This window comes from Candidatus Chordibacter forsetii (assembly GCF_964187505.1).
GTDB lineage: Bacteria > Verrucomicrobiota > Verrucomicrobiia > Opitutales > Seribacteraceae > Chordibacter > Chordibacter forsetii.
Genome location: NZ_CAXLML010000047.1, coordinates 1 through 12,539, shown reverse-complemented (window position 1 = coordinate 12,539; position 12,539 = coordinate 1). Strand labels below are relative to the sequence as shown.

Annotated in this window: 14 protein-coding genes; 9 read left to right on the top strand and 5 right to left on the bottom strand. The window is 44.1% G+C overall.

Translation table 11 applies throughout. From position 1 onward, the window contains the following. Positions 1-584, bottom strand: a 584-nt coding sequence (locus ACKPQ4_RS02135) for a hypothetical protein (protein WP_407679564.1), incomplete at its 3' end; no start/stop codon positions are given. Between the two features lie 104 nt (positions 585-688). Between ACKPQ4_RS02135 and ACKPQ4_RS02130 the strand changes: the two genes are divergently transcribed. Next, entirely contained in the window at positions 689-973 is a 285-nt protein-coding gene (locus tag ACKPQ4_RS02130) for a hypothetical protein (protein ID WP_407679563.1), read from the top strand. Between the two features lie 51 nt (positions 974-1,024). Here ACKPQ4_RS02130 and ACKPQ4_RS02125 read toward each other — a convergent pair whose 3' ends face one another. From ACKPQ4_RS02125 to ACKPQ4_RS02110, 4 genes are read right to left on the bottom strand one after another with little or no spacing between them, the layout of a single operon-like run. After that, positions 1,025-1,978, bottom strand: a complete 954-nt coding sequence (locus tag ACKPQ4_RS02125) for a metal ABC transporter permease (protein ID WP_407679562.1) — start codon at positions 1,976-1,978, stop codon at positions 1,025-1,027. After that, the gene (locus tag ACKPQ4_RS02120; RefSeq protein WP_407679561.1) at positions 1,978-3,465 is read right to left on the bottom strand and encodes a metal ABC transporter permease; all 1,488 of its coding nucleotides are present in this window, start codon (positions 3,463-3,465) and stop codon (positions 1,978-1,980) included. Before ACKPQ4_RS02120 ends, ACKPQ4_RS02125 begins: the two co-directional genes overlap by 1 nt. After that, positions 3,466-4,254: a metal ABC transporter ATP-binding protein gene (locus tag ACKPQ4_RS02115; RefSeq protein WP_407679560.1), complete on the bottom strand. Its 789-nt coding sequence runs from the start codon at positions 4,252-4,254 to the stop codon at positions 3,466-3,468. It abuts the gene before it with no gap. Continuing rightward, positions 4,254-5,237: a metal ABC transporter solute-binding protein, Zn/Mn family gene (locus ACKPQ4_RS02110; protein WP_407679559.1), complete on the bottom strand. Its 984-nt coding sequence runs from the start codon at positions 5,235-5,237 to the stop codon at positions 4,254-4,256. The genes ACKPQ4_RS02115 and ACKPQ4_RS02110 overlap by 1 nt, the downstream gene beginning before the upstream one ends. 78 nt (positions 5,238-5,315) lie before the next feature. Between ACKPQ4_RS02110 and ACKPQ4_RS02105 the strand changes: the two genes are divergently transcribed. The 8 genes from ACKPQ4_RS02105 to ACKPQ4_RS02070 form a co-directional block, all read left to right on the top strand. Further along, positions 5,316-5,975 carry a metal-dependent transcriptional regulator gene (locus ACKPQ4_RS02105; RefSeq protein ID WP_407679558.1) on the top strand — a complete coding sequence of 220 codons (660 nt, stop codon included), beginning with the start codon at positions 5,316-5,318 and terminating at the stop codon, positions 5,973-5,975. 91 nt (positions 5,976-6,066) lie between these two features. Then, positions 6,067-7,110 (top strand): sugar phosphate isomerase/epimerase family protein, encoded by a 1,044-nt coding sequence (locus tag ACKPQ4_RS02100; RefSeq protein WP_407679557.1) that lies wholly within the window; start codon positions 6,067-6,069, stop codon positions 7,108-7,110. Between the two features lie 12 nt (positions 7,111-7,122). Further along, positions 7,123-8,292, top strand: a complete 1,170-nt coding sequence (locus ACKPQ4_RS02095) for a Gfo/Idh/MocA family protein (protein WP_407679556.1) — start codon at positions 7,123-7,125, stop codon at positions 8,290-8,292. A 28-nt stretch (positions 8,293-8,320) separates the two neighbouring features. Continuing rightward, on the top strand, positions 8,321-9,406 hold the full coding sequence (locus tag ACKPQ4_RS02090) for a Gfo/Idh/MocA family protein (protein WP_407679555.1): 1,086 nt from the start codon (positions 8,321-8,323) through the stop codon (positions 9,404-9,406). Between the two features lie 60 nt (positions 9,407-9,466). Next, positions 9,467-9,778 (top strand): hypothetical protein, encoded by a 312-nt coding sequence (locus ACKPQ4_RS02085; protein WP_407679554.1) that lies wholly within the window; start codon positions 9,467-9,469, stop codon positions 9,776-9,778. Between the two features lie 3 nt (positions 9,779-9,781). Next, positions 9,782-10,276, top strand: coding sequence for a hypothetical protein (locus ACKPQ4_RS02080; RefSeq protein ID WP_407679553.1), 495 nt, complete (start codon positions 9,782-9,784; stop codon positions 10,274-10,276). A gap of 19 nt (positions 10,277-10,295) precedes the next feature. Beyond that, the gene (locus ACKPQ4_RS02075; RefSeq protein ID WP_407679552.1) at positions 10,296-11,204 is read left to right on the top strand and encodes a DNA-3-methyladenine glycosylase family protein; all 909 of its coding nucleotides are present in this window, start codon (positions 10,296-10,298) and stop codon (positions 11,202-11,204) included. A 46-nt stretch (positions 11,205-11,250) separates the two neighbouring features. Then, positions 11,251-12,539 (top strand): circularly permuted type 2 ATP-grasp protein (locus ACKPQ4_RS02070; protein ID WP_407679551.1); only part of this gene is annotated, 1,289 nt, incomplete at its 3' end.

Here is a 12,539-nt window from a genome sequence, read left to right as displayed (position 1 = left end):
ACATTCTCATCGGAAAAATGCTGCAAGCTTTTCAGTTGGGGAAGGCGAAGTGCAAAGCTTTCCTCTCCAGGAAATAATACATTTACCCGGCGGTGAGGAACACCATTTAAACGGTTAGCAAAAATCAAGTCAAGTGGGGCAGATTCCTTTGCTTTAATTTGATAGGTTGAATTTGTTTCACGTGAAAGTTTTGCGGTTGCTTCCAATAAGATGATGGGGTCATCAGAAAACTCCACCATTCGCGGTTTTGAAAACCCATACTCAAATGCAGGAAGATTCCAAGGTTCCTCGTTTAAACGGATGAGCAAAGACTCTTCTACCAATTCAGTTGCCTGTTCGAGCAAATCATTCCGCTCAGAAATATTTAAGTCGTTGAGGATATCTGTAGTTAGGAAGGATTCAGCTTCCGGATCCTCAGCAAAGCCTCTGGGGTCGATTTCGATTAAGATCTTTGAGGTCCCATTGTCATCAAAGGATCCAAAAACGGGAAGATCCGGAATGGGGTGAGCAATACTCGGAAAGAAGGGTCCAAAGGAAAAGAGAACAATTAGTGTACTCAAGAAGGCTCGATTGTTAAATATCATAGGGAAAAATTTATATTAGAAAAAAGTATACTTCGTTCTTGTGTCTTTTGAAATAGTGGATTGGAAGTAACTAGTAATTATTTTAACCCTAACCCCATAATATCATGAAAATCCTCGCACCTATCCTCGCTAGTTTCTTTTTTGCAGCTTCCGTATTTGCTGGTTGTCCTTCCAAGACAATTAAAGGCAAAGTGGTAAGCTTTGATGCTGACTCCAAGACCCTAACCGTTAAGCAGGGAAAGCGTGAAAAGCAGATTAAAGTAACCAGCAAAACCGAGTTGGATGGGTTTGAATGCCCAACTAAGTTGGCTGCTGGCGACAAAATCGCTGTTGATGGATGTAATTGCTCAAGCAAGAAGGCCTCCAAGATCGCACTTGCCCAAAAGTAAGCTATTTTTATTTAACCACAAAGCCTCCGCTCAGCGGGGGCTTTTTTATGCCTAGTTGGCTGACAAATCCCGCGAACTTTTTCGGGTTTTCAACTTTTTACTATTCGTAAGAACCCCTCCGTTGGGACCGAGGAGGCAACAAGGCAAAAAGATAACAATTCCGGCCAGTGCCATAGATGCTGAGATTGGAAAGTTCATCGAATAAGCGAGCTGTAAACCAGCAACGGAGTAAAAAATCGACAAAGGTAGGCAACACATAAGAATGCTTGGTAAGCGATGAAAAAGGAAGGCCGAAGAAACGGGAGGTAATATCATCATGGCTAAAACCAAAATCACTCCAACGGATTCGAATGAGGCAACCACAACCAAGGCTAATAAAAGCATTAATCCATATTGTATCCAAATTACGGGCATGCCTAAGGACCGGGCAAGACTGCAATCAAAGCTGGTTACCAAAAGAAATCTATAAAAGACGATTACTGAAATCATTGTGGTTAGGCAGACCACTCCCATATTCCACAGAGCTTGATTCCCACTGGGTAATCCCCAAAGTTCTAGTTTTGGTGAGAGGGGAGTAAGCCCAATCTCACCATAAAGAAAACAGGCGGGGTCTAAATGAGTAGCTCCAGCTTCAAGGCTGAGTAATACGATACCTAAAGCAAAAAAGGAAGTGAAGGTAAGTCCCATAGCTGCATCCTCCCGTAAAGGAGTTTTGGTCCGAAGCCATTCGATAGATGCTCCACACCCTAATCCTGCTAGACAGGCACCAATCCAGACCGGTCCAATTGACAAACTGTCGGTAATTAAATAGGCGGTAACAATACCAGGTAAAATCCCATGACTTACCGCATCACCGAGGAGAGCCATTCGTCTGACTACTACAAAACAACCAACCAAGCCACAGCTTAGACTGACCATCATGCCCATAAAAACAATTTGCAGATTCCAAATAACCTGCTCTCGAGTAGACCATGGATCAAGTAGTGCTTCAGCGAAATCAAGCATTACTTATCTGCAACTAGGGGAGGGGAAAGCCAACCACGATCAATATCATCTTGGCTAGGGATTGGCTTCCCGTGGGGGTCACGCTGGGGATTATCTAAAATACGTTCAATTTGCCGAACAGTTTTTTCTCCTATAACATGTTCGATTTTTTCTGCGTCGTCGTGAACATGGTCCGGTGCATAAGAGGCTTCTTTAGTTAGATAGAGTTCCCAAAGGCGATGATTGCGAATCATCCGGCTGGCAATTTCCCAACCGCTTGGGGTCAATGAAACCATGGTTTCTGAAGGCAGTTCACTTTTTTGTTCAGTGGGAAATTCTTGGCGGGTGGCGTAGCCTTCGCGAATCAATACACCGATTTCCTTTTCGATTTCAGCGTCGCTTTTACCCCGTCTTTGAGCCAGCGCGGTTTGGGGAAAAGATTGGCTGGAAAAGGAACGGGACTCTAATACCTGATAACATGCCTTAAGGGTATTTTCGAAGCGAATACGTTGTCCCCGTCTTCTTGTTCGAAACCAAGATGGAAGAATGCCACGAGCGGGACTGAAAAATAGAACTGCTAAAAAAAGAAGGGTGGAGCATAAAACAATTACTGGACCAGCTGGTAATCGTTCTCCCATAAAAGAGAGAAAACAACCAACTATTCCGCTAAGAGCACCTAGGATTCCCGAAAAGACAAGTATTTGGCTCATCCTGTAAGTGAGTAATCCAGCAGTCGCTGCAGGAATAATTAGAAGAGCAGAAACGAGAACAACTCCAATAACCTGAAGGGATGAGACAATGCAAAATGCCATCAGTATCCAAATGCAAAATTGCAAAATATCAACAGGCAAGCCTACTGATCTTGCGAATGACGGATCAAAGCCAGAAAGGAGTAATTCTTTATTTAATAAAATAAAACATATAATGATTAAAGAAAGACAAAAACATAGAGGTACAAGATCTCGATCAGAAAGTCCAACTAGGGAGCCAAAGAGATAACTTTCCAATCCAGACGCTCCACCGTTTGGAGATTGTTGAAGATAGGTAATCAGGCAAATGCCTAGGGCGTAAAAACCAGACAATACAAGTCCCATAGCACTGTCCTCCTTCATCTTTGTATGCCTTTTAAGTAACGAAATAATACCTACGCCAAGAAAGCCCGATAAGGTCGCTCCAATCATCAACACTGCTTCATTCTTAGATTGGCTGAACATAAAACCGACGGCAATTCCGGGGAGAACTGCATGCGACAAAGTGTCCCCAAACATAGATAGTCTTCGACTGACAACATAACCACCCATAAGTCCACAGTTGATCCCAATGAGAATTGCTCCCAAGGCAATGATTTGAATGGAAGGATCTGTGAAAGTCCAAAATCGAATAGCTTGGTTGATCCAATCCTTATCGGACTCTGATGAAATTTGGGCAGCTTTTAAAACACTTGCTTCCTTAGAAAGAACCAAAATAAGGAGCATGTATTTAAGCTTTTTCCAAATTGGTAAAAACATTTACAAAGCCTCTGGAGTGGGCTGTTTCTCATTCAACTTGCGGCTTCCTACCTCCGACAACACGGTTAGTTTGCCACCGTATGTTTTTTGCAAAAGATCATGAGTGAAAACATCCTCGGTTTTCCCGTAAGCAACAAGGCGCAAATTAAGAAGGGCCAGGTGATCAAAATAATCTTTGGCTGTTGATAAATCGTGGTGCACGACCATCAGGGTCTTCCCTTGATTGCGCAAATTCTTGAGTAAATCAACAATGGCTTTTTCCGTTATTGCATCGACGCCCTCGAAGGGTTCATCCATCAGGTACAGATCACTTTGTTGGGCTAGGGCACGGGCGAGAAATACTCGTTGCTGTTGACCGCCCGAAAGGTTGCCAATTTGACGATTAGCGTAAGGGAGCATATTCATTTGCTCGAGGCATTCCGAGGCAAACGATCGGTCGCGCTTACTAATCCTCTTGAACCATCCAATATGCCCAAACCTTCCCATGAGTACAACATCCATTGCTGTTACTGGGAAATCCCAGTCCACACTTTCCCTCTGTGGTACATAGCCTACTCGAGTAAGGGCTTTACGAGAGCTATCACCGAATACCTTTACATATCCATCAACCGATTTCATTATTCCCATGATTGCCTTAATTAAGGTCGATTTACCCGCACCGTTTGGACCTATTATGCCAACCAAAGACCCTGGCTCTACTTCCAAATCTATCCCGTAAAGCACGGGTTTTTGTTGGTAAGCAACAGTGAGGTCGTGAATCTCAAGAGGTTTGGGTAGGGCAACTCGCATCAACGCTCGCCCAGGGCTTTTTTAATGACATTCAAATTATGAACCATCATACCTTGCCAGGTTGCAGTGGAATGTTTTTTTCCTTCCGGCCCTCTTGTGTAATTTTTATTTGTTCCCAAAGCATCAGAAAAAAGAGTACCCCCAATATTCGCCCCAGTCTCCTTGGCAATTTCTTCTAAAGCCTTTGGGTTTACGCTACTTTCTACGAACAGGGCGGGGGATTGATGTTTTTGGATAAAATCGACTAAATTAGTCCGGTCGGCCAAGCCCGCTTCAGCCAGAGTATTGACTCCTTGGAGCCCGATTACCCGGATTGCGAAATGATTTCCAAAATACTGAAAGGCGTCATGACTTGTAATTAAGATGCGTTGGCTCTTCGGTATGCTTAATAACAGTGATTTGCCCCACCTATCGATGGTCCTCACTGAAGCCTTAAAGGCAGATAAATTTGCTTTAAAAAAACTTTGTTCTTCCGGCATTACTTGGGAGAGTTTTAGGGTAAGAGCTTGGGCACAGGATATCCAAAGATCGGGATCAAACCAAAGGTGTGGGTCAACAGTTTGGTTTGTATCGTTGGTAAAAATTAATTTATTTCGCGGTATTTCCTCGCAGGGTGAAAAGTGAACTTTTCCTTTGCGTTTTGTTTCCTGCAACACTCGGGCGATTTTCCCTTCGAGAGAGAGGCCGTGAAATAAAATAAAATCAGCTTCGTGAAGTCGGGCAATATCCTCAGCGGATGCCCGGTAAGAATGGGGATCAACGCCGGCACCCATGAGGGCATCTACCTCGATACGATCACCCCCAATTTGACGGGCCAAATCAGCGAGATGAGTAGTTGTTGCTAACAATTTATAATTTTCAGTTACATCACTTCGATCTTCATTTGAATTTGTACACGAGATCAGCGATGCACAAGATACCAAAACAAGGAGTAAGGAAAAGAGATTGTTATTTCTGTATTGTTGATGCTTAAAATATTTCATTTTGATTAATCAAAGTATAAACAAATAGGCTTGAAAAACAATTGGGTCAACATCAGGGTTAATTTTTTATTATTTAATATGCCAAGCTCGACCGTAGAGAATTACCTCAAGCAAATTCTTGTGGAGTCCCTTCAGGGGACTTCTTCCGAGGTTGGTATGGGCAGAATAGCTGATTGCCTTGGAGTCACCCCGGGTACTGCCACGACCATGGTTAAAAGCATGGAAAGTAAGGGTTTGGTGAAATATCGACCTCGTAAAGGAGTGAAATTGACAACTGCCGGTCGCAAGGTTGGTATGAATATGTTGCGCCGACATCGATTGCTCGAAACCTTTTTGGTTGAGACTCTTGGTTTAGACTGGGGAGAAATTCATGAAGAAGCTGAAGTATTGGAGCATGCAATTTCTGAAAAAGTTTTAGAAAAACTGGATGAATTTCTTGGTCGTCCAAGCCACGACCCTCATGGTGATCCCATTCCCACACGAAGGGGTGGTTTACCCAAGGCATCCAACCGTTGTTTATTAGATTGTAAAGAAGGAGACCTTGTGCGCATTGAATCAATAAAGGACCAAGAAAAGGAATTTCTTCAATTTGCCCGCAAAAATAAATTGATACCCGGTAGAAAAATTGAAGTGATTCGCCACGATCGGATTGCCGATTCCATAGAGATTAAAATTGATAACAAAACAGTCATTACTTTGGGATCCAAAACTGCAGAAAAAATTGTTATCCGGAACTAAGGTTTCGAACTTTTATAAAAAAGGGGTTGCCCCCAAACTTCTGAATTTGCGAAAACCATAAACCCTAACTTTAAAACCCACTATAACAGCCATGCCTAGAAATGTAACACTCTTCACCGGTCAATGGGCCGACCTCTCATTGCCGGATCTTGCCGCCAAAGCTTCCCAAATGGGATACGACGGACTGGAATTAGCCTGTTGGGGCGATCATTTCGATGTCGATAAAGCAGCAGTATCCAAAAAATACTGCCGGGAAAGATGGGATATTCTTAGTGATCATGGACTAACTGCCTTTGCCATATCCAGTCATTTGGTCGGACAGGCAGTTTGCGATCTGATAGACGAGCGTCACAAAGCAATCCTACCCGCAGATGTTTGGGGGGAAGGTGACCCTGAAAAGGTTCGCCGACGGGCAGCCAAAAAATTAGCCAAAACGGCCAAGGCATGCCGAAACTTTATCAATGAAAAACCTGGCAGGGGAAAGAAAGATGATTTTCCTGCTGTGGTAAATGGCTTTACTGGATCAAGTATCTGGCACTCCATCTATGCATTTCCACCCACGGACCAAGCCTACTGGGACAAAGGGTTTGAAGATTTTGCCAATCGCTTCGGACCCATTCTCGAGGAGTTTGAAAAGCAAAATGTAAACTTTGCTTTGGAGGTTCACCCAACGGAGATTGCCTTTGATATAGCTAGTGCTCAACGGGCTTTGGACGCGGTCAAGAGTCATAAAAGATTTGGTTTTAACTATGATCCTTCTCACCTTGGCTATCAAGGTGTGGATTATGTAAAGTTTATTAGAACATTTCCCGGACGTATTTATCATGCCCACATGAAGGATGCCTGGTGGGGGCACGGGGACGGGTCGGTAGGAGTTTTTGGAGGTCATACCACATTTGCGGATCCCAGAAGGTTTTGGGACTTTCGTTCCATTGGTCGTGGAGATGTAAATTTTGAGGATATCATTATTGCCCTCAACGATATCGGTTATGCTGGTCCACTTTCGGTAGAGTGGGAAGATAGCCGGATGGATCGATTTCACGGAGCTGAAGAGTCCTGTGCTTTTGTAAGAAAGCTTGATTTTAAACCTAATGAAATGGCCTTTGATTCGGCATTCGACAAGGAGAACCAATAAACCTTCAAACAGATGAAAAATAGAAAATTAAGAATGGGCATGGTAGGAGGTGGTCGGGGGGCATTTATTGGCGGAGTGCATCGTCGGGCCGCTGCTTTGGACGGACAAATTGAGTTGGTAGCGGGAGCATTCTCTTCAGATCCAAAAAAATCAGCATTGTCGGGTAAGGACTTTTTTATCGATTCGTCGAAAGTTTATTCATCCTACAAGGAAATGGCCCAAAAGGAAAGTGCCTTACCCTTGGGAGAAAGAATAGACTTTGCATCCATTGTGGTGCGCAATCATTTGCACTTCGAAGTCGCCAAGACCTTTTTAGAAGCTGGCATTAATGTAATCTGTGACAAACCAGCCACCTTCACTCTGGCGGAGGCAAGGGAATTGAAAAAAATTATCCATAAAAGTAAAAAGGTATTTGCCCTCACCCATAACTATACAGGCTACCCCATGGTTAAGCTTGCACGCCAGATGGTGAAAAAAGGAGAACTTGGAAAAATCATCAAGGTGGTATGCGAATATCCTCAGGGCTATGCCATCACTGCTTTGACCGGAGAAGACAAATCGATTGCTAACTGGCGAGCCGATCCGAAAGTTGCAGGTATTTCCAATTGTATGGGAGATATTGGAACCCACGCGGAAAATCTCGTTCATTATATAAGTGGCTTGGAGATCGATTCATTATGTGCCGATCTTTCGGTAAATATTCCGGGGAGGAAATTGGATGATGACGGCAATGTTTTGGTTCGCTTTAAAGGAGGTGCCCGGGGAATTATTTATGCCTCCCAAGTTTCCAATGGAGATGAGAATAACCTTAATATTCGGGTATATGGAACCAAGAGGTCAATCGAGTGGCACCAAGAAGAGCCCAATGATTTGATTGTTAAGGATGCTCGTGCTCCCCGCCAAGTTTACCGACGTGGAAATAGTTATGTTTCTGGAGATGCAGCCTTGCATACGCGTATACCTTTTGGGCACCCGGAAGGATTTATTGAAGCCTTTGCTAATGTTTACAACTCTGCATCCGTGGCAATTCGTGATGAAGTGAATGGCAAGTTTCCCCGTAAGTCAGGTTATGATTATCCGGATATTCGTGATGGTATTATTGGCATGGCTTTTATCGAGACCGTAGTTAAAAGTTCAAACTCAAAGCAAAAGTGGGTCAAGTTTCCCTCTATCCCTAAATAAATAATAATCTTTATATCTCAGATCTTTTATGACTCAAAAAATAGGAATTATTGGCGCAGGTGGAATGTTGCAATATCATGCCCCTGGATTTAAAGCAGGCGGTGGCGAAATTATTGCCATTTGCGATATGAACCAAGAAGCAGCCAAGAAGGCGGCTCATACTTACGGAGCATCTCATGTCTTTGGAGATTCTCAAAAGATGCTGGATGAATTGCCTGACTTGGATGCAATTAGTATTATTACGCCAAACCGTACGCATATGCCTCTTGCATTACAGGCTTTGCGTGCAGGCAAGCATGTCTTTTGCGAAAAACCACCAGCCCTCAATGCCCAGGAAGTGTCAGAGATGAAACAGGCGGCTGATGAGGCGGGTAAGACCTTGATGTTCAACTTCAATAATCGTGCTCGTCCGGAATCTTATGCGATGCGAAGTTACATCGAGTCCGGTCAGTTGGGAACGATTAATTCCGCTCAGGCCAAATGGATACGTCGAACGGGAATTCCTGGCTTTGGTGGATGGTTTACCAACCAGGCTCAGTCGGGTGGGGGTCCTTTGATCGATCTTTTACATATGATTGATTTGGCTCTTTTTTACATGGATTATCCCAAGCCTACTCATGTGCTTGCTCAGACCTTTAATAATTTTATCCAAGATAAGGGATTTAAAGGGCCGTGGGGAATTCCAGATGTAGCTGATGGTGTGACCGATGTTGAAAGTGCAGCCCATGGCTTTGTCCGTTTTGATACCGGCCAGGTGTTAAGTTTTCAAGTGTCCTGGGCGGAAATGAACAAGCGTGAAGAAGTTTCCGTTACGTTCCAAGGATCTCAGGCTGGTGGAATGGTTCGCAGGCTATTTGGGCGGGATGGAATTGATGCTACCGCTTTAGATGATTGCGAACTTTATTTTCAAGAGCATGGTCGCTCGGTCAACCGTTCGGTAGTGGTTGAGGAATGCGAAGATATGGGAAGAATTCGGTCAGCCCAGAATTTTGCTTCAACGTTAGAGGGCAAAGAAGCCCCTTTAAATACTCCCGATCAAGCCCTTGCCTTGATGAAAATTATCGATGCTACCTACGAGTCCGCCCGATCGGGCAAGCCCGTCGAAATTGCTTGAGTTTGGCCATTCCCTGAGCTTGCCAATACTTTCTAATTACCGTAGTTTCTTCTTTCGAACATGAGTAAACAGTATAACAAATTGATCAAGCGTCGTCGTCGCACTGCCTATTTGGCTCGTCGAAAAAAAGCGCTGGCTGAAGCCACCTCCAAGAAAACGTCTGCCAAAGCAAAGCCGGCCAAAGCTAAAAGAGTTTCTAAGTCCGTGCCTAAGCCCCCCGCTACCAAGGCCGAACCTACCAGTTCAGCAGCAGAGGTTAAAGCATCGGACAAAGCAACCGCAGCTGATGTGCTGGGACCAGATTCCGAGTCTTCAAAAACTCCGGAAGCTGTCGTTGAGGAGAAGGATTCACCTTCCTCCTCAAAGGAGTAGTTTTTGAGCGGGCCGGGAATGCGGGGAATCATATTTGGTTTCCCTGCCATCTTTGCTTGCCTAAGTTTTTTGGCCTCACCCTGTGGTGGAGAGGTAAAATTAGAAGTAAGAAATCGAGAGTTTTTTACGGTAAAGGATTTCAAACGAATTCCAGAATTTTTTACTGGGCGAGAATTTTCGGGTTGGAAAGTTTACTGCCGATCTAATCCTCAAGTTAGGGATGGATTCTACTTTGTGGTAAAAGTTGGAGGGAAAAAGCAAAAATTACCGATTAACTCTCATTGGATTGTTGAATGGGTGACCTCTGCTGATCCAATGGTCAAAACTCAAAAAGTTTCCATTCCAAATTTAAAGCTTTTTGGTAAAGAAGTTTTTGTCGGACTGACCGGAGACCACTGGGCCGATCGTTCCCTTAAACCGCTTGCCTGGCGATTACGCCTGATTGATGATCAGGGGATTGCGCTGGGATCAAGTCAAAGTTTTTTGTGGTCCAAATAAATTGGGTCCGCCCAATAACATGACTGATTCTTGGGATCCGGTTGGTTCACCTGATTCGATTAGCCTTCTTGGCCTTGAGGAGTCCCTCCTTGGCGGACAAAGTTTTTCCTGGTCTTATCTGGGTGATAAGAAATGGGTCGGAGTAATTCGGAGATCAGTCGTTCATTTGTGTTGGGAAAACGGTCAGTTGTATTGGTGTGCGAATGGTCCCGTTCCTTTGAGTAAAAAAGAAATTGAAGATTATTTATGGCTTGATGATTCATATCGTGAAGCCGTCGATGCTTTACCTTGGCGAAGTGATCAGTCCTTGGACCAAGCAATCAAGAAATTTTCCGGTTTGAGAGTTCTCAGGCAACCAATCGATGAAACCTTATTGGTTTTTCTTTTGAGTTCCGCCAAGAGTATTCCTCAAATTAAACAGCTTCGCCATCGTATCCACTTGAATTTTGGAGAGGACTTAGGAGAGGGTAGGTTCGCTTTTCCCGGCTGGGAAAGGCTGAGTAAATTGTCTGAAACTGATGCGAGAAATTTGGGCATGGGGTACCGTGCTAAGTACTTGGTTGGTGTCGCCCAATTTCTTTGCCAACGGCATGGCTGGTTAGAAGAGGTAAGTGGATCGAATTACAAAAAAGCCCGATCTTCACTTATGGAACTTCCTGGCGTGGGACCCAAGGTGGCGGATTGCGTACTTTTATTCGGTGCAGGAAAAAGCCAAGCGTTTCCCATCGACACCTGGATTTTCCAAGCTTTAGAAAGACAGTACGGTATGAAAGGATGGACTATGAAACAAATGCAAGAATTTGCAGGAATTCATTTTGGTCACTACGCAGGACTTGCTCAACAATTCCTCTTCTCTTTCCAAAGGTCAGTCGGGCAGACGAAATCGGCCAAAAAAGAATCAAAAAGTGACAATGAACTTTCCAATTAGGCCGAGTGGCGCAAGACTTGGTTTCTTATTTTTGTAAAATATTTTAATGAATCCTCACTCCCAGTTTAAAAATTATTCAGTAGATCATTTCTTTGATGAAATGTTCATCGATGAGGAGGGAAAAAGTCCACGCCCTCATTATGAAAGAATTTTTAAAAGATTGGACAGCCTGACCGAATCGGAAATTTCAGATAGGCGTCAACAAGCAGACACTTCTTTTCTAGAGCATGGTATTACTTTTACAGTCTACGGTGAAGAAGGTGGAACCGAACGTATCTTTCCCTTTGACCCAATTCCCCGGGTGATTCCCGAGAGTGAATGGAGTGTGGTTGAGCGGGGGCTTAGGCAGCGTATCATCGCCTTGAATTTATTTCTCAACGATATTTACCATGATGGAAAGATCATAAAGGATGGGATTATTCCTGAAGAGATCATTCGTTCGTCCAAAAATTTCCGTCCGGAAATGGATGGTTTTGAACCACCTCAAGAAGTATACGCTCATATCTGCGGGACTGATTTAATTCGGGACGACCAGGGTAATTACTTGGTCTTGGAAGACAATGCCCGCTGTCCATCTGGAGCCTCTTATCTCTTGGAAAATCGGGAAATTATAAAGCGGGCTTTTCCTCAAACTTTTGGGGGTATGTCGGTTCGCCCAGTAGAAGCTTATCCGGACTTACTCTTACGAACATTGGAACACCTTTCTCCCCGTAAGTCCCAAAAACCTGTCTGTGTCCTGCTTACTCCCGGGGTATACAACAGTGCCTATTTCGAACATACTTTTCTTGCCAGACAGATGGGCATAGAAATCGTCGAGGGTAAGGATTTAGTTTCGATTGATTCTTTTGTTTACATGAGAACGACCCGTGGATTAGTCCAAGTCGATGTGATCTATCGTAGGTTGGATGATGACTTTTTGGACCCTTTGGTATTTCGAAAAGATTCGATGCTGGGCGTCCCCGGATTAATGGATGCATACCTCCGTGGAAATGTTGCTCTTGCCAATGCCGTGGGAACGGGAGTCGCCGATGATAAGGTGACTTACGCTTATGTTCCTGATATGATTAAATACTACCTTGATGAGGATGCTATCCTTCCCAATGTGCCCACTTATTTATGTTGGCGCGATACAGACCGCTCGCATGTTTTAGAAAACCTCCAAAATCTGGTGGTGAAAGCGGCTAATGAATCTGGTGGTTACGGTATGCTCATAGGAAATCAATCCACAGCAAAGGAGCGTGAAGAATTTGCGCAGCTCATAAAATCCAATCCTAGAGAGTATATTGCTCAGCCGATTATATCTCTTTCACGTCACCCCACTTTTTGTGAAGAGGG

Excerpts from the sequence above, each read along its gene's own strand:
- ACKPQ4_RS02090 (WP_407679555.1), top strand. The coding sequence starts at position 8,321 with ATGACTCAAAAAATAGGAATTATTGGCGCAGGTGGAATGTTGCAATAT.
- ACKPQ4_RS02115 (WP_407679560.1), bottom strand. The coding sequence starts at position 4,254 with ATGCGAGTTGCCCTACCCAAACCTCTTGAGATTCACGACCTCACTGTT.
- ACKPQ4_RS02125 (WP_407679562.1), bottom strand. The coding sequence starts at position 1,978 with ATGCTTGATTTCGCTGAAGCACTACTTGATCCATGGTCTACTCGAGAG.
- ACKPQ4_RS02085 (WP_407679554.1), top strand. The coding sequence starts at position 9,467 with ATGAGTAAACAGTATAACAAATTGATCAAGCGTCGTCGTCGCACTGCC.
- ACKPQ4_RS02110 (WP_407679559.1), bottom strand. The coding sequence starts at position 5,237 with ATGAAATATTTTAAGCATCAACAATACAGAAATAACAATCTCTTTTCC.
- ACKPQ4_RS02105 (WP_407679558.1), top strand. The coding sequence starts at position 5,316 with ATGCCAAGCTCGACCGTAGAGAATTACCTCAAGCAAATTCTTGTGGAG.
- ACKPQ4_RS02095 (WP_407679556.1), top strand. The coding sequence starts at position 7,123 with ATGAAAAATAGAAAATTAAGAATGGGCATGGTAGGAGGTGGTCGGGGG.
- ACKPQ4_RS02075 (WP_407679552.1), top strand. The coding sequence starts at position 10,296 with ATGACTGATTCTTGGGATCCGGTTGGTTCACCTGATTCGATTAGCCTT.
- ACKPQ4_RS02100 (WP_407679557.1), top strand. The coding sequence starts at position 6,067 with ATGCCTAGAAATGTAACACTCTTCACCGGTCAATGGGCCGACCTCTCA.
- ACKPQ4_RS02120 (WP_407679561.1), bottom strand. The coding sequence starts at position 3,465 with ATGTTTTTACCAATTTGGAAAAAGCTTAAATACATGCTCCTTATTTTG.
- ACKPQ4_RS02130 (WP_407679563.1), top strand. The coding sequence starts at position 689 with ATGAAAATCCTCGCACCTATCCTCGCTAGTTTCTTTTTTGCAGCTTCC.